Annotated in this window: 16 protein-coding genes; 8 read left to right on the forward strand and 8 right to left on the reverse strand. The window is 65.7% G+C overall.

The features are described from left to right. Positions 1–31 precede the first annotated feature (31 nt). The 4 genes from hemH to N2604_RS05525 all read left to right on the forward strand — a co-directional run bounded on the left by hemH (position 32) and on the right by N2604_RS05525 (position 4,176). Positions 32–1,069 (forward strand): ferrochelatase, encoded by a 1,038-nt coding sequence (gene hemH, locus N2604_RS05510; RefSeq protein ID WP_260374173.1) that lies wholly within the window; start codon positions 32–34, stop codon positions 1,067–1,069. A gap of 220 nt (positions 1,070–1,289) precedes the next feature. After that, complete coding sequence (locus N2604_RS05515) at positions 1,290–2,288, forward strand: SPFH domain-containing protein (protein ID WP_260374174.1); 999 nt, start codon at positions 1,290–1,292, stop codon at positions 2,286–2,288. 26 nt (positions 2,289–2,314) lie between these two features. After that, positions 2,315–2,758: an NfeD family protein gene (locus tag N2604_RS05520; RefSeq protein ID WP_260374175.1), complete on the forward strand. Its 444-nt coding sequence runs from the start codon at positions 2,315–2,317 to the stop codon at positions 2,756–2,758. A 249-nt stretch (positions 2,759–3,007) separates the two neighbouring features. Then, positions 3,008–4,176 (forward strand): IS3 family transposase gene (locus N2604_RS05525; RefSeq protein ID WP_260371983.1). Its coding sequence is split into 2 segments (ribosomal slippage): positions 3,008–3,296 and positions 3,296–4,176, totalling 1,170 coding nucleotides; the frame shifts between segments, so codons are not numbered across the junction. Between the two features lie 40 nt (positions 4,177–4,216). Here N2604_RS05525 and N2604_RS05530 read toward each other — a convergent pair. Beyond that, complete coding sequence (locus tag N2604_RS05530; RefSeq protein WP_260374176.1) at positions 4,217–4,543, reverse strand: helix-turn-helix domain-containing protein; 327 nt, start codon at positions 4,541–4,543, stop codon at positions 4,217–4,219. Between the two features lie 84 nt (positions 4,544–4,627). On the opposite strand from N2604_RS05530, the gene N2604_RS05535 reads away from it, so the two are divergent. Further along, a complete protein-coding gene (locus tag N2604_RS05535; protein ID WP_260376179.1) occupies positions 4,628–5,179 on the forward strand; it encodes a carboxymuconolactone decarboxylase family protein in 552 nt (183 codons plus the stop codon). Between the two features lie 257 nt (positions 5,180–5,436). On the opposite strand, the gene N2604_RS05540 is transcribed toward N2604_RS05535, so the two are convergent. Then, the gene (locus N2604_RS05540; RefSeq protein WP_260376180.1) at positions 5,437–6,444 is read right to left on the reverse strand and encodes an SIS domain-containing protein; all 1,008 of its coding nucleotides are present in this window, start codon (positions 6,442–6,444) and stop codon (positions 5,437–5,439) included. Between the two features lie 191 nt (positions 6,445–6,635). On the opposite strand from N2604_RS05540, the gene N2604_RS05545 reads away from it, so the two are divergent. Further along, complete coding sequence (locus N2604_RS05545; protein ID WP_260374177.1) at positions 6,636–8,375, forward strand: outer membrane beta-barrel protein; 1,740 nt, start codon at positions 6,636–6,638, stop codon at positions 8,373–8,375. Positions 8,376–8,535: 160 nt separating this feature from the next. Here N2604_RS05545 and N2604_RS05550 read toward each other — a convergent pair whose 3' ends face one another. Together N2604_RS05550 and gltB are read right to left on the reverse strand one after the other, a co-directional pair. Further along, positions 8,536–9,987 carry a glutamate synthase subunit beta gene (locus N2604_RS05550; RefSeq protein WP_260374178.1) on the reverse strand — a complete coding sequence of 484 codons (1,452 nt, stop codon included), beginning with the start codon at positions 9,985–9,987 and terminating at the stop codon, positions 8,536–8,538. Positions 9,988–10,143: 156 nt separating this feature from the next. Then, positions 10,144–14,889: a glutamate synthase large subunit gene (gene gltB, locus N2604_RS05555; protein ID WP_260374179.1), complete on the reverse strand. Its 4,746-nt coding sequence runs from the start codon at positions 14,887–14,889 to the stop codon at positions 10,144–10,146. Positions 14,890–15,379: 490 nt separating this feature from the next. Between gltB and N2604_RS05560 the strand changes: the two genes are divergently transcribed. Next, positions 15,380–16,123: a hypothetical protein gene (locus N2604_RS05560; RefSeq protein WP_260374180.1), complete on the forward strand. Its 744-nt coding sequence runs from the start codon at positions 15,380–15,382 to the stop codon at positions 16,121–16,123. 154 nt (positions 16,124–16,277) lie between these two features. Here the strand turns inward: N2604_RS05560 and N2604_RS05565 are convergent, their stop codons facing one another. Together N2604_RS05565 and N2604_RS05570 are read right to left on the reverse strand one after the other, a co-directional pair. Beyond that, positions 16,278–17,048: an alpha/beta fold hydrolase gene (locus tag N2604_RS05565; RefSeq protein WP_260374181.1), complete on the reverse strand. Its 771-nt coding sequence runs from the start codon at positions 17,046–17,048 to the stop codon at positions 16,278–16,280. Between the two features lie 157 nt (positions 17,049–17,205). Continuing rightward, positions 17,206–17,670, reverse strand: a complete 465-nt coding sequence (locus N2604_RS05570) for an Hsp20 family protein (protein ID WP_025032242.1) — start codon at positions 17,668–17,670, stop codon at positions 17,206–17,208. Between the two features lie 216 nt (positions 17,671–17,886). On the opposite strand from N2604_RS05570, the gene N2604_RS05575 reads away from it, so the two are divergent. Beyond that, positions 17,887–18,834 carry an alpha/beta fold hydrolase gene (locus tag N2604_RS05575; protein ID WP_260374182.1) on the forward strand — a complete coding sequence of 316 codons (948 nt, stop codon included), beginning with the start codon at positions 17,887–17,889 and terminating at the stop codon, positions 18,832–18,834. A gap of 156 nt (positions 18,835–18,990) precedes the next feature. Here N2604_RS05575 and N2604_RS05580 read toward each other — a convergent pair whose 3' ends face one another. Beyond that, entirely contained in the window at positions 18,991–21,765 is a 2,775-nt protein-coding gene (locus tag N2604_RS05580) for a di-heme-cytochrome C peroxidase (RefSeq protein WP_260374183.1), read from the reverse strand. A 181-nt stretch (positions 21,766–21,946) separates the two neighbouring features. Further along, positions 21,947–23,743, reverse strand: a complete 1,797-nt coding sequence (locus N2604_RS05585) for an adenylate/guanylate cyclase domain-containing protein (RefSeq protein ID WP_260374184.1) — start codon at positions 23,741–23,743, stop codon at positions 21,947–21,949. Positions 23,744–23,865 lie beyond the last annotated feature (122 nt).

Raw genomic sequence — 23,865 nt, forward strand, 5'->3', positions numbered from 1 at the left:
AAGTTCGGACCAACGCGCGACCCAACCAGCCATGAACAGCGTCGTCCCCCTCGAGACTGCGAAACCGGCCACCCGATCCGCCCTGCCGCGGGTCGGCGTGCTCCTGATCAATCTCGGAACGCCTGAGACGGCCGATGCGCCCGGCGTGCGGGTCTACCTCAAGGAGTTCCTCAGCGACGCCCGCGTCATCGAGGACCAGGGCCTGATCTGGAAGCTGGTGCTGAACGGGATCATCCTGCGCAGCCGTCCCCGCACCAAGGCGCTCGATTACCAGAAGATCTGGAACAATGATCGGAACGAGTCGCCGCTGAAAACCATCACCCGCTCGCAAAGCGACAAGCTCGCAGCCGCCTTGTCCGATCGCGCCAACGTCGTTGTCGATTGGGCGATGCGCTACGGCAATCCCTCGATCAAGTCGGGCATAGATGCGCTGATCGCGAAAGGCTGCGAGCGCATCCTGGCCGTGCCGCTCTATCCGCAATATTCTGCCTCGACCTCGGCGACCGTCTGCGACGAAGTCTTCCGCGTGCTGGCGCAGCTTCGCAATCAGCCGACGCTGCGGGTGACGCCGCCCTATTACGTCGACGAGGCCTATATCGAGGCGCTCGCGACTTCGATCGAGGCGCATCTGGCGGCGTTGTCCTTCAAGCCGGAGCTGATCGTGGCGTCCTTCCACGGCATGCCGAAATCCTACGTCGACAAGGGCGATCCCTATCAGCAGCACTGTATCGCGACGACCGAGGCGCTGCGCCGCCGGCTCGGCATGGACGAGACGAAGCTGCTGCTGACCTTCCAGTCGCGCTTCGGCAACGACGAGTGGCTGCAGCCCTATACCGACAAGACCATGGAGCGGCTCGCCAAGGAAGGCGTGCGCCGCATCGCGGTGGTGACGCCGGGCTTTTCCGCCGACTGCCTGGAGACGCTGGAGGAGATCGCGCAGGAGAACGCCGAGATATTCAAGCATAATGGCGGCGAGCAGTTTTCCGCGATCCCCTGCCTCAACGACAGCGGGCCGGGCATGGACGTGATCCGCACCCTGGTGCTGCGCGAGCTCCAGGGCTGGATCTGACGTGACGGCGGGCGGCAAAACTTAACCTTGGCGCTAGGTCGGCCCGGGCATCCTTTCAAGAGCTTTCGTCCAAATTCATAATCCCCGCCATTCCCTTTCCGTACGCCTTGTGCGGATTTGGCCTGATGCCGACGTTACGCACGACCGCTGAACCGGTAGGCTATCGATCCCGACCAAATGACAGCGCCGGAAGGGCCTTTTTCCCGGCCTTGGAGGAGATATGAGCGGCTTCGACATTTTCGCGATTGTTCTGGTGTTGCTCGTCATCGTCACGCTGGTCGCCGGCGTGAAGACGGTGCCGCAGGGCTATGACTGGACCATCGAGCGGTTCGGCAAGTACACCCAGACGCTGAGCCCCGGGCTCAATTTGATCGTGCCCTATTTCGATCGCGTCGGGCGCAAGATCAACATGATGGAGCAGGTGATCGACATTCCCGAACAGGAGGTGATCACCAAGGACAACGCCACCGTGACGGTGGACGGCGTCGCCTTCTTCCAGGTGTTCGATGCCGCCAAGGCGAGCTACGAGGTCGCCAATCTGAACCAGGCGATCACGGTGCTCACCATGACCAACATCCGCTCGGTGATGGGCTCGATGGACCTCGACCAGGTGCTGTCGCACCGCGACGAGATCAACGAGCGGCTGCTGCGCGTGGTCGACGCCGCGGTGTCGCCCTGGGGCGTCAAGGTCAACCGCATCGAGATCAAGGACATCGTGCCGCCCGCCGACCTCGTCGAAGCCATGGGCCGGCAGATGAAGGCCGAGCGAGTCAAGCGCGCCGACATTCTCGCGGCCGAAGGCCAGCGCCAGTCGGAGATCCTGCGCGCCGAGGGCGCCAAGCAGGGCCAGATTCTCCAGGCCGAAGGCCGCCGCGAGGCCGCCTTCCGCGACGCCGAGGCGCGCGAGCGTCTCGCCGAGGCCGAAGCCAAGGCGACTCAAGTGGTGTCGGAAGCCATTGCCAAGGGCGACGTTGCGGCGTTGAACTATTTCATCGCCGACAAATATATCAAGGCGTTCGGCCAGTTCGCGGATGCGCCGAACCAGAAGATCATCATGCTGCCGGTGGAGGCCGTGAGCATGCTGGGCTCGCTCGCCGGTATCGGCGAGATCGCCAAGGCCACGTTCGGCGAGAGTGCTGCATCCGCAGCCGCTGCCGCGCGCCGCGGCGGATCGGTCCCGTCGTCGGGTCCGACGCCGCCCGCAGTGCCGCCGCAGTAACGGGGCTGTCTCACAGAGGTCGTGTCATGACCGACATGTTCGTATCGCTCGGCAACTGGAATTGGCTGATCTTCGGCTTCATCCTGATGGCGCTGGAGGTGATGGCGCCGGGCATCTTCCTGTTCTGGCTTGGGCTCGCAGCGTTGCTGGTCGGCCTGATCTCGTTCGCGGCTGCGATCTCCTGGCAGATCCAGCTCGTGATGTTCGCGATCTTTGCCGCCGCTGCCGTGCCGGTCTGGCGCCGCCTGGCCAAGCCGAAGCCGGATGCCAGCGCCAGCCCGTTCCTCAACAAGCGCACCGAAGCGCTGCTCGGCCGTGAGTTCACGCTGGAGAAGCCGATCATCGACGGCACCGGCACCGTGCGCATCGGCGACACGGTGTGGCGCGTGGCGGGCCCCGATACACCGGCCGGCACGCGGGTAAAAGTGGTGCAGGTCGACGGCGCCAACCTGACGGTCGCCGCGGCGTAGCTCCGCTTACCCTCCCCTGGAGGGGGAGGGTCGGCTCACATTGAGCGCAGCGAAATGTGAGACGGGGTGGGGTGACGGTCTCTCCACGTCCAACAGTGTTCGTGTGGAGAGATCACCCCACCCCGCTCGCGCTCCGCGCGATCGACCACGGGCGAGCTACGCTCGTCCCGGACCCCTCCAGGGGAGGGTATGAAGCTCCTCCGAATAAGTGGACACCTGTAGTAGGCTCATTGAGCCCGGAGGTGTCGAATGGAACGTCAACGTCGGTCATTTACCGAAGAGTACAAGCACCAAGCCGTCGAGTTGGCTTTGTCGAGCGGGCGCTCGATCGGGTCGGTTGCCAAGGAACTCGGTCTGCGCGACTCGGTGCTGCGGCGCTGGGTTGACAAGCTCCGGCAGGAGCCGACATCGGCGGCGTGGCGCCCCACCACGCAGGCGACGCCGATGTCGGCGGACCAGGCTTCGGAGATCGCCCGCCTGCGTCAGGAGAACGAACGGCTGCGCATGGAGCGCGACATTTTAAAAAAGTCGATCGCGATCTTCGCCGGAACCCGGACATGAGCTTCCGCTTCATCGAAGACCACCGCGACGCCTATCCGGTGCGGCTGATGTGTGCCGTGCTCGAGGTCTCGCCGGCCGGCTATTACGCCTGGCGCGATCGCCCGGTGAGCGAGCGGACCAAATCCAATGCCAGCCTCCTGGCCGCGATCCGGCAAGTCCATCAAGACAGCAGCGGGCGTTACGGCAGTCCTCGCGTCCATGCCGTCCTGCGCAAGCAGGGCCGCGGCGCCAGCCGTGGCCGGATCGAGCGGCTGATGCACCGGCACGGTATCCGCGCCATCATGGCGCCGCCACGCCGGGTGCGCACCACCGACAGCCGTCACGACCTCCCGATCGCACCGAACCTGATCGCGCGCGACTTCACCGCTCCCGCCCCGAACCGGGTCTGGCTCGCCGATATCACCTACATCCCGACCGCGGAGGGCTGGCTGTATCTGGCGGCCGTCATGGATCTGTTCAGCCGAAAGATCGTCGGCTGGGCCATGCAAGACCATATCCAGGTCGAGCTCGCATCCGCGGCGCTGACGATGGCCATCCAGCAGCAACGGCCGCTGGCCGGATTGATCCACCACTCCGATCGCGGTGTGCAGTATGCCTCACATGCCTATCGCAAGGTCCTCACCGGCGCCGGCATCGTGGCATCAATGAGCCGCAAGGCCGATTGCTACGACAATGCCCCGATGGAGAGCTTCTTCCATACCTTGAAAACCGAGCTGATCCATCATCGCGACTACAACACCCGCGCCGAGGCCCAGCGCGACATCTTCGCCTTCATCGAGGGCTTCTACAACCGAACCCGGCTCCATTCCGCAATCGGATATATCGCCCCGATCGAGATGGAGCTAAAAGCCGCTTAAACCCGTCCACTTTTTCGGGGGAAGATCAGTAAGAGGCGCCTCACCGCTTCCACCGCTCCGCAAACTTGTGCAGCGGCAAGAACGTCTCGCACAATTCGTGCCCCAGCGGCGTCAGTCCGTAGCCTCCACCGTCGCCCAGCTCCACGAAGCCCGCCTCGCGCAGCTCCGTCAGCCGTGCCTGCAGCACCGTGGGCGAGGCCTCGTCACAGGCGCTGCGCAGGGCGCGCGAGGTGAGGGGCTCTCCGCGCAACTCCCACAAGATTCGCAGGCTCCAGCGCCGGCCGAGCAGGTCGAGCAAAGCCATGATCGGCCGCCCGGTGCGCGAGCCGCGGACGCTGCGTGTCGCCGTGCCGGCCTGTTTCGCCATCGCCGCCTCTTCCGTCGCGCTACAGATAATGTAGCGTGTTGCTACGATAAATGTAGCATAGGAGCTCGGCCCATGTCTGCCGCGATGTCCCAGGCCTCACCGCGCATCGCTCCGCTCTCGCCGCCTTATCCCCCGGAAACCCAGGCGCAGTTCGACCGTATCATGCGCGGTGCGCCGCCGCTGATGCTGTTCCGGGTGATGGCGGGCCATGGCCGCGCCTGGGACAAGTTTCGCGCCGGCGGACTTCTTGATCCGGGGCCGCTCTCGCTGCGCCAGCGCGAGATCGTCATCGACCGCACCTGTGCGCTGAACGGCTGCGAATACGAATGGGGCGTGCATGTCGCGATCTTCGCCGGGCCGGCAAAGCTTACCGCGGAGGAGGTGCGCGCGACGGTGCTGGGCGATGCGAGGTCGGCCTGCTGGTCGCCGGCCGAGCAGGCGCTGATCGCGGCCGTCGACGCGCTGCATCATCGCGCGACGCTCGCCGACGAGGAATTCGACGCGCTCTCCGCGCATTACGACGACGCGCAGATCCTGGAGATCATGCTGCTGTGCGGCTTCTATCGCACGGTGTCGTACCTGGCGAACGGATTGCGAATGCCGCTGGAGGAGAACGCGGAGCGGTTTCCGCGGTAGACTCTCTCGCCCCGCAAGCGGCAGGGCTATCGCATATGACTTGTGGCGGCGGCCTGCGCGCACGCCTCGTCCTTCGAGACGGCGCTTACGCGCCTCCTCAGGATGAGGCTAATCAGCGTCAGTGCTCGTTGAAACTGCTGCCGCGCACTCCGCCCTCATCCTGAGGAGCCCGCCCAAAGCGGGCGTCTCGAAGGATGGCCGCTGGGAAAAGCTCTCAAATGCGATAGCCCTGCCGCAAGCGGGGAGAGGCGAAGAAACTACGCCACGCCCGCGCGCAGCAGATCGTGCAGGTGCACGATCCCCACCACCTTGTTGGCTTCCGTCACCAGCAGCGTGGTGATCTTGCGCGTGTTCAGCACCTCGATCATCTCGGTCGCGAGCATCGAGGGCGGCACGGTCTTGGGCTGTTTCGTCATGATCTCATCGACGGTCACCGTCAGAAGATCGGGCCGCATGTGGCGGCGCAGATCGCCGTCGGTGATGATGCCGACCGCCTCGCCCGCATCGTTGACGATGCAGACGCAGCCGAGCCCCTTGGCCGACATCTCGACCACGGCTTCCGACATCTCGGTGCCGAGTGGCTTGAGCGGAATCTCCGCGCCGGTGCGCATGTAGTCGCGGACGAATTTCAGCATCGCGCCCAGCTTGCCGCCGGGGTGGAAATGCGCGAATTCCAGCGCCGTGAAGCCGCGCCCCTCGAGCAGTGCGATCGCAAGCGCGTCGCCGATCGCGGCCTGCATCAGCGTCGAGGTGGTCGGCGCCAGATTGTGCGGGCAGGCCTCGCGCGCCTTCGGCAGCTCGATCACGAGATCGGCGGCTTGGCCGAGCGAGGACGAAGCGTTCGAGGTCACCGCGATCATGGGGATCGCAAAGCGCGCCGAATAGTTCACGAGGTTCTTCATCTCCGGCTGCTCGCCGGACCAGGACAGCGCCATGATGACGTCGTCGGGCGTGATCATGCCGAGGTCGCCGTGGCCGGCTTCGGCGGCGTGCACGAAGAAGGCGGGCGTGCCGGTCGAGGCCAGGGTCGCCGCGATCTTGCGACCCATATGGCCGGACTTGCCAAGCCCGGTGACGATGACGCGGCCCTTGGCGTTGCGGATCAGCTCGACGGCCTTGGCGAAGGGCTCGCCCAGCGGTCCGCGCAGCGCGGCGGCGAGCGCGTTGATGCCGCCGCTCTCCGTCTCCAGGGTGCGGAGCGCGGATTCGACGCTATCAGGAATGGAGCCGGATGATTGGGTCATCAGCGGTTTCGAGCTCGGCATGGTCTGGTCCAGGGAGGAGGGGCGTTCGCCCATTGGCGCCTGCTTAGCACGCCCCGATCAGCGAGGCGACGCGCGCCCCAACGCCCTCAACTGGTCATTAACCATAATTGTTGTAACTCCATTAACGATGGTTCCCGCCAGCCGGCGGGGATGATCGAGAAAGTGTTTGATTTCGTTGGGGTAATTCCATCGTGGGGTCGTCTCCAGGCAGCGGCCGGAGCACTGTCGCGCGTTTCCTGCGCGCCGCTTTGCCGTGCCTCGCGCTGACCACCCTCGCAAGCTGCCCGGCGGCCGCCCAGAGCCTGACGCCCGACCTGTTCAATCCCAACCGCGGCGGTTTTGCCTCGCCCGATACGCTGCCGACCCGCCGCACCGCCGGCGTTCTGCAGGCGCCCTCCGACGCCTTGCCGAAACTGCCCGATCCCAATGCCGACCCGCGCCAGCGCCAGCAGACGCCGGCGAGCTCGCGTGTCGGTCAGGTCCCAACCTACGGCCTGCCCGCCGCCACCGGCGCGAGCGGCTCCGGCTACGACTCGCTCAACCGCAAGCGGCAGCAGCCCAAGCTCTATCCGGGCCAGCCGAAGCCGAAGCGCGTCGGTCCCGGTTCGCCGCCGCCGCCCGCAACGCCGGCCACGACGCTCGGCCCGCCGCGCATCGCGCCGCCGCCGTCCGAGACCGCGCACAAGGTGCCGGTGCCGGCGGCGATGGCGGGCAACGTGCCCGGCCAGCCGCTGCGCCGCCGCCTCAAGGCCGATGACGATCCGTTCGGCGCGGTCGGCGATTACGCCGGCAGCTTCCTGATCAAGGGCGGGCTCGAGCTCTCCGCCGGCTACGACAGCAATCCGACGCGCCTCAACAAGCCGGTCGGTTCGCCCGCCTATGTCATCGCGCCCGATCTGCTCGTGGTGTCGGATTGGGAGCGCCACGCGCTGGTCGCCGATCTGCGCGGCTCGTTCTCGGGCTATACCAACGACATGCCGGCGACGATCAACGGCTTCGCCTCGCCGTCGCCGGTCGAGGCCAACCGTCCCGATTTCAACGGCCATGTCGACGGCCGGCTCGACGTCACCCGCGATTTCAAGCTGACCTCGCAGCTGCGCCTGCGTCTCGCCACCGACAATCCCGGCAGCCCCAACGTGCAGGCCGGCCTGCAGAAATACCCTGTCTACGCCGCCTACGGCACGACGCTCGGCTTCGACCAGACCTTCAACCGCTTCCAGGTCGCCGCCGGCGCCACCATCGATCGCACCGCCTACACCGATTCCAAGCTCACCGACGGCTCGACCTCCAGCAACGACGACCGCAACTTCAACCAGTACGGCGGCGTCGGACGCTTCTCCTACGACCTCAAGCCGGGGCTGAAGCCCTTCGTCGAGATCCAGGGCGATACCCGCGTCCACGACCAGGCCGCCGACCGCAACGGCTACTTGCGCGATTCGAACGGCGGCTATGCCAAGGTCGGCTCGTCCTTCGAGTTCTCGCGCATCCTCACCGGCGAGATCTCGGTCGGCTATTCCGCGCGCAGCTACACCGACCCGCGCCTCAGCCAGCTCGCAGGGTTTCTCACCACGGGCTCCCTGATCTGGAGCGCCAGCGGCCTCACCACGGTGAAGTTCTTCACCGACACCCAGATATCGGAGACCACGGTCCCCGGCTCCTCCGGCGTCCTGGTGCGCACCTATTCCGCCGAAGTCGACCACGACTTCCGCCGCTGGCTCACGGCGGTCGGCAAGTTCACCTACGGCACGCTCGACTATCAGGGCCAGAACCGCAACGACAAGACCTACTCGCTCGAAAGCAATTTGATCTACAAGCTCAACCGCAACGTCTGGATCAAGGGCACGCTGCGCCACGACATCCTGGATTCGAACCAGGCAGGATCGAGTTCGCAGGGGACGGTGGTGATGCTGGGGGTGAGGCTGCAGAATTAGGGGGCGGCCTGCTTGCGCGTCTCACGAGACGAACCGGAAAGGTGCGGCACTCTCCAATCGTCATTCCGGGGCGCGCCTTTGCGCGAACCCGGAATCCATCGGGCGTCTGGGTTTGAATGGATTCCGGGCTCGCGCTTCGCGCGCCCCGGAATGACCGACCCTACCGCGGCAGATCCGTCTTCCCCATCAGGAACGTGTCGATCGACCGGGCGCACAGCCGCCCCTCGCGGATCGCCCACACCACCAGCGACTGGCCGCGGCGCATGTCGCCGGCGGTGAACACGTTGGGGCGCGAGGTCTGGTAGTCCAGCGTGTTGGCCTTGACGTTGCCGCGGGGGTCGAGCTCGACCGCGAGCAGCTTCAAGAGGCCCTCGTGCACGGGATGGACGAAGCCCATCGCGAGCAGAACGAGCTCGGCCTCTAACTCGAACTCGGTGCCGGCAATCGGCTTGAACTTGTCGTCGACGCGCACGCAGTGCAGCTTCTTGACCTGGCCGTTCTCGCCCGAGAATTTCTGGGTCAGCACGGCGTATTCGCGCACCGCGCCCTCGGCCTGGCTCGAGGACGTCCGCATCTTTAGCGGCCAGTTCGGCCAGGTCAGGCCCTTGTTCTCGCGCTCGGGCGGCGCGGGCATGATCTCGAGCTGCGTCACCGACAGCGCGCCCTGGCGCAGCGAGGTGCCGATGCAATCGGAGCCGGTGTCGCCGCCGCCGATGACGACGACATGCTTGCCGCCGGCCAGGATCTCCTGGACGCCGCCGAGCGGCTCCTCGGAGACGCGGCGGTTCTGCTGCGGCAGGAAGTCCATGGCGTAGTGGATGCCGGCGAGCTCGCGGCCGGGGATCGGCAGGTCGCGCGGAGCTTCCGCGCCGCCGGTCAGCGCCACGGCGTCGTACTCGTTGAGCAGCTCGCGTGGATCGACGTTGCCCTCAGCGCCGACATGGCTGTTGTAGTGGAAGGTGACGCCTTCGGCTTCCATCTGCGCCACGCGGCGGTCGATGACGCCCTTTTCCATCTTGAAGTCGGGAATGCCGTAGCGCAGCAGGCCGCCGGCCTTGGCGTACTTCTCGTAGACGTGGACGTCGTGGCCGGCGCGCGCCAGCTGCTGCGCGCAGGCCATGCCGGCGGGGCCCGAGCCGATCACCGCGACCTTCTTGCCGGTCTTCTCCGCGGCGATCTCAGGCTTGAGCCAGCCATTGTCCCAGGCGCGGTCGACGATCGCGCATTCGATGGTCTTGATGGTGACGGGGTTGTCGTCGATGTTGAGCGTGCAGGACGCTTCGCACGGCGCCGGGCAGATGCGCCCCGTGAACTCCGGGAAATTGTTGGTCGAGTGCAGGTTGCGCGAGGCCTCTTCCCAATTGCCCTGATAGACGAGGTCGTTCCAGTCGGGGATCTGGTTGTTGACCGGGCAGCCGGGCGTGCCGGGCGCGACCGAGCCGGTGCCGTGGCAATAGGGAATGCCGCAGTTCATGCAGCGCGCGGCCTGGTCGCGCACCTCTTTCTCGGAGAGCGGAACGACGAATTCCTTGTAATGCTTCACGCGCTCGGCGACCGGGGTGTACTTGCGGTCGTGCCGTTCGATTTCCAGAAAACCCGTGATCTTGCCCATTAAACCCGAAGTCCCTGCCGCTTAAATTCTTTGTTCTCTCACTCCTCATCCTGAGGAGCGGCGCGCCTTTCGCGCCGCGTCTCGAAGGATAGAGGCCCGGATGGTGACCTCATGGTTCGAGACGCGCTACGCGCTCCTCACCATGAGGGCTTTTTCTTACGCCCCGATCGCGATTTTCGGCTCGGCGTCCGCGTTGGCGGCCATTTCGCGCAGCGCGCGCCGGTACTCGACCGGCATCACCTTGCGGAATTTGGGCAGCCAGTCCTTCCAGTTGGCAAGGATCTCGGCGGCGCGCTTGGAGCCGGTCGCCTTGGCGTGGCGCGAGATCAGGACGTGCAGCCGCTCGACGTCGGAGGCGAGCAGGTTCTTGAACACGTCGACCCGGCCATGTGCCTCGAGGTCACCGGCGTGGTTATAGGTCCCGGCGTTGATCAGCTCCTCCGACAGCACCGGCTCGAGCTCGACCATGCTGAGGTTGCACAGCTTGTCGAAATCACCGGCCTCGTCCAGCACGTAAGCAATGCCGCCGGACATGCCGGCCGCGAAGTTGCGCCCGGTCTTGCCGAGCACGACCACGATGCCGCCGGTCATGTATTCGCAGCAATGATCGCCGGCGCCCTCGACCACGGCGACTGCGCCCGAGTTACGCACGGCAAAACGCTCGCCGGCGATGCCGCGGAAGTAGCACTCGCCCTCGATCGCGCCGTACATCACGGTGTTGCCGACGATGATGCTCTCCTCCGGCACGATCGCCGAGTTCCTCGGCGGCTTGACGATGATCTTGCCGCCCGAGAGGCCCTTGCCGACATAGTCGTTGCCTTCACCCTCGAGCTCGAAGGTGACGCCGTGGGCGAGCCAGGCGCCGAAGGCCTGGCCGGCGGTGCCCTTGAGGCTGACATGGATGGTGTCGTGCGGCAGGCCGGCATGGCCGTAGATCTTGGCGACCGCGCCGGACAGCATCGCGCCTGCGGAGCGGTTGGTGCTGTTGATCGCGGCCTCGATCTTCACCGGCGCGCCGCGGTCGAGCGCAGGCGTCGCCTGCTCGATCAGCGAGCGGTCGAGCACCGCCTCCAGATGGTGGTTCTGGCGCTCTGAGTGATAGATCTTCTGGCCCTTCTCTTCCTTCTGCTTGACGAAGAGCTTGGAGAAGTCGAGGCCCTTGGCCTTCCAATGCGCAACCAGCTTGGTCTGGTCGAGCAGCTGCACCTGCCCGACCATCTCGTTGAAGGTGCGGAAGCCGAGGCTCGCCATGATCTCGCGGACCTCTTCGGCGACGAAGAAGAAGTAGTTGATCACGTGCTCGGGCTGGCCGGTGAAGCGCTTGCGCAGGACGGGGTCCTGGGTCGCGACGCCGACCGGGCAGGTGTTGAGATGGCACTTGCGCATCATGATGCAGCCGGCCGCGATCAGGGGCGCGGTGGCGAAGCCGAACTCGTCGGCCCCGAGCAGCGCGCCGATCACGACGTCGCGGCCGGTGCGGAAGCCGCCATCGACCTGGACCACGATGCGGCTGCGCAGCCGCTCGCGCACCAGGGTCTGGTGGGTTTCGGCGAGCCCAATCTCCCAGGGCGAGCCCGCATGCTTGATCGAGGTCAGCGGCGAAGCACCGGTGCCGCCCTCGAAGCCCGCGATGGTGACGTGGTCGGCGCGCGCCTTGGCAACGCCCGCGGCGACCGTGCCGACGCCGATCTCGGAGACCAGCTTGACCGAAACGTCGCCGGTCGGGTTGACGTTCTTGAGGTCGTAGATCAGCTGCGCCAGGTCCTCGATCGAGTAGATGTCGTGGTGCGGCGGCGGCGAGATCAGGCCGACGCCCGGCGTCGAGTGCCGCACCCTGGCGATGGTCGCGTCGACCTTGTGGCCGGGCAGCTGGCCGCCTTCGCCGGGCTTGGCACCCTGCGCCATCTTGATCTGCATCATGTCGGAGTTGACGAGATACTCCGTGGTGACGCCGAAGCGGCCCGAGGCGACCTGCTTGATCGCCGAGCGCATGGAATCGCCGTTCGGCATCGGCTTGAAGCGGTCGGCTTCCTCGCCGCCTTCGCCGGTGTTCGACTTGCCGCCGATCCGGTTCATGGCGATCGCGAGCGTGGTGTGTGCCTCGCGCGAGATCGAGCCGAAGCTCATCGCACCGGTGGCGAAGCGCTTGACGATGTCCTTGGCCGGCTCGACCTGGTCGAGCGGGATCGGCTTGCGCTTCTCCTCCTCCGCGTTCTTGATCCGGAACAGGCCGCGCAGCGTCAACAGGCGCTCCGATTGCTCGTTCAGGATCTTGGCGAAGGCGCGGTAACGCTCCTGCGAATTGCCGCGCGCGGCGTGCTGCAGCAGCGACACCGATTCGGCGGTCCAGGCATGGTCCTCGCCGCGGCTGCGATAGGCATATTCGCCGCCGACGTCGAGCGCGGTCTTGTAGACCAGCGCCTCGCCGAACGCGTCGGCATGGCGGCGCACGGCCTCCTCGGCGATTTCGGCGAGGCCGACGCCTTCGACGCGAGTATGCGTGCCCGCGAAGAACTTCGAGACGAAGTCGGCCTTGAGGCCGACGGCGTCGAAGATCTGCGCGCCGCAATAGGACTGGTAGGTCGAGATGCCCATCTTGGACATCACCTTGAGAAGGCCCTTGCCGATCGACTTGATGTAGCGCTTGACGATCTCGTAGTCGTCGAGCGAGCCGGGCAGGCGGTCCTTCATCGCGATGATGGTCTCGAACGCGAGGTACGGATTGATCGCTTCGGCGCCGTAGCCGGCGAGGCAGGCGAAGTGATGCACTTCGCGCGGCTCGCCGGATTCGACGACGAGGCCGACCGAGGTGCGCAGTCCGACGCGGATCAGATGATGATGCACGGCGGCGCAGGCCAGCAGTGCCGGGATCGGCACCCGGTCGGTGCCGACCATGCGGTCGGACAGGATGATGATGTTGACGCCCTCGCGCACCGCGCTTTCGGCGCGCGCGCAGAGCTCGTCGAGCACCTGGTCCATGCCGGCCGCGCCGAGACCGGCGTGGAAGGTGGTGTCCAGCGTACGCGACTTGAAGTGGGAGTCGGCGACATCAGAGATCGAGCGGATCTTCTCGAGGTCCGCGTCGGTCAGGATCGGCTGGCGCACTTCGAGGCGCTTGGTCGTTGCCATGCCCTGCAGGTCGAACAGGTTCGGCCGCGGCCCGATGATCGAGACGAGGCTCATCACCAGCTCCTCGCGGATCGGGTCGATCGGCGGGTTGGTGACCTGCGCGAAGTTCTGCTTGAAGTAAGTGAACAGCGGCTTGGCCTTGTCCGACAGCGCAGAGATCGGCGTGTCGTTGCCCATCGAGCCCGCGGCTTCTTCGCCGGTGGCCGCCATCGGCGTCATCAGGATGGTGATGTCTTCCTGGCTGTAGCCGAACGCCTGCTGGCGATCGAGCAGCGACAGGTTGGAGCGCACGCCGGTGGTCGGCACCTTCGGCAGGTCTTCGAGCACGATCTGGGTCCGCTCCAGCCACTCCTTGTAGGGATGGCTGGCGGCGAGCGAAGCCTTGATCTCGTCGTCCGGGATCAGGCGGCCCTGCTCGAGGTCGACCAGCAGCATCTTGCCCGGCTGCAGCCGCCACTTGGTGATGATCTGGTCCTCGGGGATCGTCAGCACGCCCATCTCGGACGCCATGACGATGCGCTCGTCCTTGGTAACGAGATAGCGCGCCGGTCTGAGGCCGTTGCGATCGAGCGTGGCGCCGATCTGGCGGCCGTCGGTGAAGGCGATCGCGGCGGGGCCGTCCCACGGCTCCATCAGCGCGGCATGATATTCGTAAAAGGCGCGGCGCTTCTCATCCATCAAGGGATTGCCGGCCCACGCCTCCGGAATCATCATCATCACGGCATGCGGCAGCGAGTAGCCACCCTGCACCAGGAATTCGAGCGCGTTGTCGAAGCAGGCGGTGTCCGACTGTCCCTCGTAGGAGATCGGCCACAGCCGGTTGATGTCCTTGCCGTAGAGCTCGGAGCTGACGGAGGCCTGCCGCGCCGCCATCCAGTTGACGTTGCCGCGCAGCGTGTTGATCTCGCCGTTATGCGCGATCATGCGATAGGGATGCGCCAGCGACCAGGCCGGGAAGGTGTTGGTCGAGAAGCGCTGATGCACGAGGGCGAGCGCGCTCTCGAAGTCCTTCTCGTGCAGGTCGGGATAGTACTTGCCGAGCTGGTCGGCCAGGAACATGCCCTTGTAGATCACGGTGCGGCAGGACATCGAGCACGGGTAATAGCCGGCAAGGCCGCGGTCGCGGCGCTGGTAGATCGCCTGCGAGATCGACTTGCGCAGGATGTAGAGCCGGCGCTCGAACTCGTCCTCGGTCTTGGCGGTGCCGTTGCGGCCGATGAACACCTGCATGCAGGCGGGCTCGGTCGGCTTCACGGTGACGCCGAGCGAGGAATTGTCGGTCGGCACGTCGCGCCAGCCGAGCAGGGTCAGGCCCTCTTCCTTGATCTGGTCGGCGATGATGCTCTTGATGACGTTGCGCCAGGCGGTGTCGCGCGGCATGAACAGCGCGCCGATGGCGTATTCGCCGGGATTAGGCAGCGCGAAGCCGAGCTCCTTCGCCTTGCGGCTGAAGAAGGCGTGCGGAATCTGCACCAGGATGCCGGCGCCGTCACCGGCGCGCGGGTCGGCGCCGACGGCGCCGCGATGCTCGAGGTTGCAGAGGATGTTGAGCGCGTCCGAGACGATCTCGTGCGACTTCCTGCCCTTGATGTTGGCGATGAAGCCGACGCCGCAAGAATCCTTCTCCAGGCTCGGATCGTACAGGCCTTCGGCCTTGGGGCGCGAATTGTGCTCTTGAATCGGTGAGGTAATCGGATCGGTCGTTTTCGAGGCGACCGTCGCCGACAGCTCTTCTGCCACGATGTTTGCGCGCTCGAATTGCGACCCGTTCATTGTTCCTGTCCTCTCCATGCGGCAAGCTGCCTCACCGCCACCTTCGGCGCACCTTTGGCGTCCCGCGGCACCCGCTCCTGGGCCACCGCTCGTCCTCTGCGAGCCGCATTTTCTTAAATTCAGGCCTAGGCGTTCTTCGTCCCCGAGAACGGCTTTGCCTGGTACCTTGCCGGCGCTCGAGAGCACCAGTTCTCGCTGCAATCCCTATGCCGGAACCGCAAGCAAAATTGAGACAGTCTTCCTGTCCTAACCATCACCTTGCCAAATTTTTGTCTAGCACACAAGCGCGCGGAAGTCCCGATTCCGCAGAAGTCAATCAATCGCTTTCCAAAAGTTGCGCAGCCCCGGTTTTGAGGCAAACGCGCCCTGATCCGGCCCCGCCGGCGCCGAAATCCGCAATGAAGCTTCGGATCAACCTTCGGAAGGCGCCCCACGCCGCGAGAAGCGAAAGAGGGCGGTCGCCGGGAGGCCTGACAGGAGCGTCTCGATCATGAAGTTTTTCACAGGATGTGTGGCGGCCGCCGCGTTGGCGCTGGCCAGTGCGGCGCATGCCCAGGTTCCCGCGAGCGGTATTGCGAGAGGGGCCGTCATCGCAGTGTCGGATTTCGACGGGCCCTATGCCCCGCCGGAGGCCGCCCCGCCGCCGCGCTACGGTTATGGCTACGAGGAACGCGGCCCGGCGCTGGCCTTGTTGCCGCCGACCGAGGTTTACGCCGTGCTGCGCGAGAACGGCTTCTCGCCGCTCGGCATTCCGCGCCTGCGTGGCAGCGTCTACACCATCGCGGTGATCGACAGAAGCGGCGACGATGGCCGGCTGGTGATCGACGCCCGCGATGGGCGGATCATCCGCTTCATGCCCGCCGCCAATGCCTATGGCATGGCGCCAGCTTATGACGAACGCGCGGTCGCACCGTACGGGCCGCAAACCGCGTTGCCGCCGCCGACCGTGATCCGCAGCGGCCCGCCGCGCCCGCCGGCCTCGATCCCGCATGTGGCAAGCCGCGCCGTGCCGCTGCCGAAGCCCGCCCCGCGGCGCGCCGAGACGCCGATCACTGCGAAGCCGGCTGAGCCCGCGGCGCAGCAGGTGCAAGCCCAGCAGGCGCAAGTCCCGCAGCAGACCGCTGCCGTGCAGGCGAAGCCGGCCGAGGCCGCTGCACCCACCGTCAGTCAGATCAAGCCCGCGCCGACGATCCTGCCGACACAGGAGATGCCGGCGGCGCAGGGGCTGGACTAGGGCGACGCGAGTTTGACACGACAGTGCCAGCTACATCCTCGCTGTCGTCCCCGCCGAGTGCGCAATTGCGCACGGGGACGACGTCGGGGAGAGAGTTGGCCAAAACAAGAGGCGCCCGAGCAATTCAGGCGCCTTCTGCATTTCGGCGATCACCTCAGCTCCGCGGATACCCCGCCGCATCCAGGATCAGATTCGCCACCTCCTTCGGATGCGACACCAGCGAGAGGTGGCCGGCATCGAGCTCGATCGTGGTGGCGTTCATGCGCCTGGCGAGGAAGCGCTCGAAATCGGGGTTGATGGTGTAGTCGTTCTTCGACACCGCGTACCAGCTCGGCTTGGAGCGCCAGGCCGCTTCCGTGGTGCGGCCGGCGAAGATCGAGGCCGCGGTCGGCCATTGCACGGCGTAGAGCTCCTTGGCCTGCTCCGGCTTCACGCCATTGGCGAAGTACTTCAGGAAGGCCTCTTCCGAGAGCTTGGTGTAGCCGTCGCGCTCGACGATACCGGCGCGCGCCGGCCCGGTCGGAAACTGCTTCGACAGCGCGACGAAATCCTCGTTCGCATCGGGCGCGCGTGCAGCGACGTAAACGAGGCCGGTGACCTTCGGGTCGGTGCCGACCTGGCTGATCACGGTGCCGCCCCAGGAATGCGCGACCAGCACCGTCGGCCCGTCCTGCTCGGCCAGCGCCCGCTTGGTCGCCTCGACGGAGTCGCTGAGCGATGACAGCGGATTCTGCACGGCCGTCACATGCAGGCCTGCAGCCTGCAGGATCGGGATCACCTCCGACCAGCTCGATCCGTCGGCCCAGGCGCCGTGCACCAGCACGATGTTCTTCGCCCTCACCGTCTGCGGTGTCTGGGCATGAGCAAGGTTGATAGGAGCCGCCAAGAGGCACGCGGCGACGAAAAGGCTGCGCCAGAGTGACATGATCTTTTCTCCGTCTTGTTTGGGGTCGATGCCCAAAGGACGGAGACGAGGACGGCGGTGTTACGCCTTCACCCTTCTGTGATGCCATGCAAAATGAAAAAACGCCCCGGGGCACCGGGGCGTTTTCGCAACGTGGAAGTCGCTTGGTTCGCTTGGCTTAGGCGGCTTGCGCGGCCGAGTTCTCGATCACCTGCGCCTTGGCGCCGGCGTTGATCGCGATCTGGCGCGGCTTCTTGGCCTCGGGAATCTCGCGGACGAGGTCGACGTGAAGCAGCCCGTTCTCGAGCGAGGCGTCCTTCACCTGCACGAAATCGGCAAGCTGGAAGGCGCGCTCGAAGGCACGCGCGGCGATACCGCGGTAGAGCACTTCGGATTTCGAGTTCTCGTTCGCGACCTTCTCGCCCTTGATCGTCAGCGTGTTTTCCTTGGCGACGATGGAGAGCTCATCCTTGGCAAAGCCCGAAACCGCAACGGTGATGCGGTAGGCGTTCTCGCCGGTGCGCTCGATGTTGTAGGGGGGATAACCGGGGCTGCCGTCGGAGCTGGCCTGGTCGAGCAGGTTGAAGAGACGGTCGAAGCCGACGGTGGAACGGTAGAACGGAGTGAGATCGTAGGTACGCATGGTCAAGTCCTCCATTGAGCGACTATTGGTAACCCGCCCGCCAATCGGGCCGGGCTTTAGTCTGTGTGCAGCCTGATGTTCCGGTTCCGAAACACTGGTAGCGGCCTGCACGAAGGTGATATGGGTGGAACGAGACGGCGTTCAAGAGGGCGGGACAGGCGCCTTTTCGGCGCTTTGGCCCCTTGATTTGCAGCACTTCCCGCCCAAGCACGCCCAATGACGCTGGTCTCGATTCCCGCTAATCCCGTCCCCGAAAACGTCGTCAGCGGTACCATCAAGACCCCCGACGGCGTCGAGCTGCGCTTTGCGCGCTGGGCGCCGCCGGCGAACCGCAAGGGTACGGTCTGCGTCTTCACCGGGCGCAGCGAGCAGATCGAGAAGTATTTCGAGACCGTGCGCGACCTGCGCGACCGCGGCTTTGCGGTGGCGATGATCGACTGGCGCGGGCAGGGCCATTCGTCGCGTCCCCTGCGCGATCCGCGCAAGGGCTATGTGCGCGACTTCGCCGATTTCGAGATCGACGTCGAGACCTTCGTGCAGCAGGTGGTGCTGCCGGATTGCCCGCCGCCGTTCTTCGCGCTCGCCCACTCCATGGGCGGCACGGTGCTGCTGCGGGTGGCGCATGCCGGCAAGCGCTGGTTCGACCGCATGGTGCTGTCCGCGCCGATGATCGACCTGCCTGGCCGCACCACCTCGTTTCCGGTGCGTGCGCTGCTCAAGACGATGCGCCTGCTCGGGCAGGGCGGCCGCTACGTTCCCGGCGGCAGCGACCGCCTCACCGGGCTCGAACCCTTCATCAACAATCCGCTGACCAGCGATCCCGTCCGCTATGCGCGCAATGCCGCGATCCTGGAGGAAGACCCGACGCTCGGACTGGCCTCGCCGACGGTCGCCTGGGCCGATACCGCCTTCCGCGCGATGCACACCTTCAAGCGTGTGCACTACCCCTCCCAGATCCGCCAGCCGATCCTGATGCTGGCGGCCTCCAACGACACCGTGGTCTCGACCGCGGCGATCGAGGAGTTTGCCTATCATTTGCGCGCCGGCTCCCATCTCGTGATCGCCGGCGCCAAGCACGAGATCCTCCAGGAGCAGGACCGCTACCGCGCCCAGTTCTGGGCCGCCTTCGACGCCTTCGTGCCGGGCACGCCGCTGTTCAAGTGAGAAGACGGTGGGCTCCCTCGCCCCGTTCTTACGGGGAGAGGGTTGGGGTGAGGGGCTTCTCTCCGCACGCGAGATCGTCGAGAGACCGGTACCCCCTCACCCGGATCGCAAGAGCGATCCGACCTCTCCCCGCAAGCGGGGAGAGGTGAAAGCAGCTTACAGCGTCTTCAGATACTCGATCAGGTCGTAGCGCTCGGCGTCGTCCTTGAACATGCGGCCGATGACGCCGGGGCGCTTCGGCTCGCCGTCCTTGCGCTCGAAGGAATGGCCGAGCACGCTGTTGCCCTGGATCGGCTTGCCGTCGGTATCAGTCGCGGAGAACTCCGTTTCACCGGTCTTGCAGCGCTCGTTGGCGGTGACGGCGAAACCGAGGGTGTCGGGGTCATAGTCGCGGCGGCCCATGCAGAATGTCTGCGGGCGCTCGTTCTGCGGCTTCAGCAGCCAGTACAGCGACGGCACCGAGCCGTTGTGCAGGTAAGGCGCGGTGGCCCAGATGCCGTTCAAGGGTCGCGCGCGATAGCGCGGATCCGGCGCCGGATTGAGACAGTTCTTGCGCGCGAGATTCCACATCTGCGCCCGCTGGGCCTCCGGGATGTCCGCATCGTCCATCCATTTGCGGGCGACGAGATCCACCACCGTCATGAGGCCGAGCGCATAGACCATCTCGTTGGGCGAAGCGCTCGCGGTCGGGATCTCGCACTGCCACCATGTCTGCAGGTCGGCCGTGTTGACCTTCAGGAAGCCGGGCACGTCGACGGTCCGCTTGCTGAGAACGAGGGATTGCTCGGGATCCGTCTTGATCTCGTCGAGCGGGATCGTCACCGCATTCAGCACCTTGCTGTCGCCGCTCGGCTCCCAGCGCTTCGACGACCAGAACGCCGGACTGTTGATATCAGGCAAATGGCATCCGGAGCACATCTCGGCGTAGATGGCGCGGCCGCGTTCGACCCGATCGGGCTTCAGCTTCCAGGCGTCGCCGAGGATGTGCGAGGGCCATTTCGGTGCGAGCAGGCCGCCGAACTTCGGACCCGTGGCGGCATCGGCCGCCTTGAATGGATCGGGGCCTCTCAGCATGTCCTCGATCCAGCCGAGCGTCCTGATGTTCACCGACGAGCGCCACAGCCTGTCCGTCGGATAGGCATCGGACAGGTTGAGCAGGGCGGTCACGCCGAGGGCTTCGCCGGCGTTGCGGATCAGCGGCTGCTCGATCGAGGCGTCGTATTGGGCGAACTTGAACCACGGCACCGTCCAGATCGCGGGGTAGCTGACGGGCGCGTCCTGGGCATGCAGGTTCCTCTCGAATCCCTTGACGCCGCTCAGCGCGAGGTCCTGCGAAAACACCTGGTTGCCGATGCGGTTGAGGGCATCGAGGCGGCCGAACCCTTCCTCGGTGTCCTGCTGCTGCTTGCCGTCCCAGGTCTTCTTGGCCTCGATCGTCTTCTCGTAGTTCTTGGCCCAGTCGATCAGGAAGCTGCCGATCGCGCTGAGCCTTTGCTTGAGAGCGGCGCGGTCCTTCTTGCTGGCGTCGGGGCCGAGCACGCGATCGGCAAAACGCTGGAAGCGGAACGGGACGTACAGCGTGTAGGCGATCGACAGGCCGGTTGCGAGCTCGAGCTTCTTCAGGTCGGTCATCGCCGGGCCGCCGTCGAAGCGGACGTCGACACCCTGATAGTGGATCTGGCCGGTATGACAGGCGGCGCAGGTCAGCCCGATCTTGTCCTCTTCGCGCCGACCCGTCGCGGGATCGACGACGCCGGTCATGCGCGCGAAGCCGACGGGCAGGCCGTCGACGTTCTCCGCCGGTGTCCATCGCGTCGACCAATCCGACGCTTGCGTCGTCTCGTACACATTGGCGTAGCCGAAGCGGCGCAGCGTCGCCGTGTCGACCTGGACCGATTGCGGGCTCGGGATGAAGCCGAAGCGCTCGAGATAGGCGCTGTCCTTGATCATGCCGGGCTTCGAGAACAGATGGAGCTGCGGCTGCTCCAGCGCCACGAACCACTCATAGGGCACCGGGAACGTCGCGGTGCCCTGGCTGGCGTGGTGGAACCAGTGCCGGTCCTTCAGCGACCAGTTTTGCTCGAGCCAGTAGGCAGCCTTGGTTTCGGGCATTGCGGGCAGGGGCGGCGGCAGGAGATTCACCAGCACGCCCTTCTGGGGCAGCATGGCGCGAACCTGGTTGGGGAATTCGGCGACGGCCACCAAGGCGATGAGGCCAAGGCCGATGACGAACGCCGTGAGCGCGACCGCCCAGCGAAAACGGAGTTGGCAGGACGACAGCAGCGGCTGCGACACGATCCGCCGGTTGATGCGGTCGGGGAATTGGCGCTGCTCGAACAGCGTGCGCACGTCTGCCACGCTGAGATAACGCTCTTCGCCCTGCTTGCCCTTGCCGATGATCTTCAAAAGGATGGGCCATTCGAACTTCATCAGCAGCGGGTAGTACCACCGTGCGGCGCTGCCGGCGCGCTTGAGATTGTCGCGCATGAAGGTCTTGATTTCCGCAGCGTTGAGGCCCGGCTCGCTGCTGCCGGTGTTCGGGTCGGTGTAGGTCCGGCCGAAGCTCGCCAGCCGCGCGATCTCGTCCTCGTTGACCTTGCCGTCGACGCCGAGGATGCGCGAGCCGGCGCCGCGCTTGTCCAGCGGCCCCCCGCGCAGCGCGTCGAGCTGCGCGCCCGAAAAGATGCTCTTCAGGATGTGCTTGATGCCGTTGGCGATCATCGCAACGCCGCGAACCTGGATGCGGGCCGAGACCTTCTTCAGCCCGGTCTCGCCGCTCGCATTGGCGATGGTCTGCGACAGCGTGTTGAGCGGGACGGTGCCGCCCTCGACGAAGCCTTCGCCGACGAGGCCGCGCAGGAATGGGCAGGGATTGTTCGGCGAGACTTGAATCGAGGGGTCGAAGGGCGGTTTCGAAGCGGGGTCGTGCATGGCCCAAATCCTGAAAACAGCGAATCGTGGAAAGCAGGCGCGCCGTTAGAGCGCGGAAAGTCCTAACAAACCCACAGCACGATATACTACTTCAGCGTGTGACGAAGTGTGGCGAATTTCACTGTCGTGTCAACAAGAGCAGGCGGTCGCTGCAAAGCCGCGGGGGTCTGCGGCCTTTCGCTCAGGATTCGGCGGCCCGTTTCAGGTCGCCCTGAACCAGCGTCAGCTTGCCGAGCGGCACACCGGCCTTCAGCAGCCCCTCGCGATAATGGCCGATGTCCTCGGGCCGCTTCCAGTGGAAGTTGCGCAAGTGCCTGTCCACGTTCAGCGTTGGATAATTTGCCATCAGCACGCGGGCGGCTTCGCTGGCCTCGTCGCTTCGTCCCAGCTGCGCCAACGCCGCGGCGCGGATCGCCAGCGCCTGCATGTGATTCGGGTTGATGTAGAGCTGCTCGCGCGCCCATGACAGCGTCGCGTCATATTGGCGCAACAAATAATGGCTGAACGCGTTCAGCGCCGCCCATTGATAGCGCGGGTCGCTGTTGTCGCGCTGCGCGGCCATCGAGAACAGCTCGATCGCCTCGCGGTGCTCGCCGACCATGAAATGGCAGATGCCGAGCACGCCGCGTGCGCCGTTGTCGTAAGGATTGAGCGCGACCGCGCGCTTGGCGGCGTCCATCGCGGCCTCGTGATGCCCCTCCATCGCATGCGCCCAGGACAGGATCGAGAACGCGAAGGAGGAGCGCGGGTCGAGCCGCACGCTGGTTTCGGCGAGGTTCATTGCCTCGGCCCACATCTCGCGCGTGCCCTTGACCCAGCCGAACTGGATGCTCTGGATCTGGATCGTGGCGAGATAGGCGTGTGCGATCGACAATTTGGGATCGAGCCGGATCGCCTCACGGAACAGCTCGACGGCGGCGGCCAGATCCTCCTTGGTCTGCCGGTAGTAATGCGACAGCCCCTTGAGGAAGCGGTCCCAGGCGGAGACGTCGGTCGAGAGCCGCGCCGGCGCCGAGGCCTCGGCACGGACGATCTCGGTGGCGATCGCGGCCGACAGATTGGTCGTGATCTCGTCCTGCATCGCGAACAAGTCGCCGATGTCGCGGTCGTAGCGGCCGGTCCAGAGCTGCTCGCCGGTCTCGGGCGCGATCAATTCGGCGGTGACGCGGATCTTGGCGCCGGCGCGCCGCACCGAGCCCTGGATCAGATAGGTGGCGTCGATCTCGCGCGCGATCAGCCGGGTGCCGATGTTCCTACCCTTGAAGGCGAAGGTCGAGTTGCGGCTCAGCACCCGATAGAAGGATTGCAGCGACAGCGCATGGATCAGGTCCTCGGTGAGGCCGTCGGAGAAATATTCGTCCTGGGCGTCGCTGAGATTGGCGAAGGGCAGCACGCCGACGATCGCGGTACGGTACTGCTGCGACAGCACCGAGGCCTCCCGGAGCTCGGGAGCAAGTGCCGGCGCGCCTTCGGGCGTCCAGGTAAAGACCCCGATCGCATCCTTGATGTTCTTGAAGCGATGATTGCCGGCATCGGTCAGCGGCACGGTGAGATGCTTGCTCGCCTCCCGATAGGCCTTGGCCGAGATCGCGAACCCGCCGGGGCTCGCCACCGATTCGAGGCGGACGGCGATGTTGACGTCGTCGCCGAAGACCTCGTCCTCGTCGGCGATGACGTCGCCCATGTGGATGCCGAGCCGGAACTGCATGGCGCGGTCGGCCGGCAGATGGCGGTTGCGCTCTGCCATCAGCGTCTGCATCGCGATCGAAGCCTCGGTGGCGCCGACGATCGAGGGGAATTCCAGCAGGAAGCCATCGCCGGTGTTTTTCACGACGCGGCCGCCGTGATTGAGGATGATGGGATGGATCGCGGCGCGATGGGCCTTGAAGGCGGCATGCGTGCCGGCCTCGTCGCTGCCCATCATGCGCGAATAGCCGGCGACATCGGCGCAGACGATGGCGGCCAGACGTCTTTCCATATCCGCAGAGCTCCAAGGGGACTTGGGTGAGGAATCCGGGACCGGCCACACCGTGGCGGTTGCCGCGAATCCCGCATTTCAAGAACCCTGCCTTTATAGAGCAGATGCGCCGCAGCGGAAGC

Origin of the sequence: Bradyrhizobium sp. CB1015 (assembly GCF_025200925.1) — a bacterium.
GTDB lineage: Bacteria > Pseudomonadota > Alphaproteobacteria > Rhizobiales > Xanthobacteraceae > Bradyrhizobium.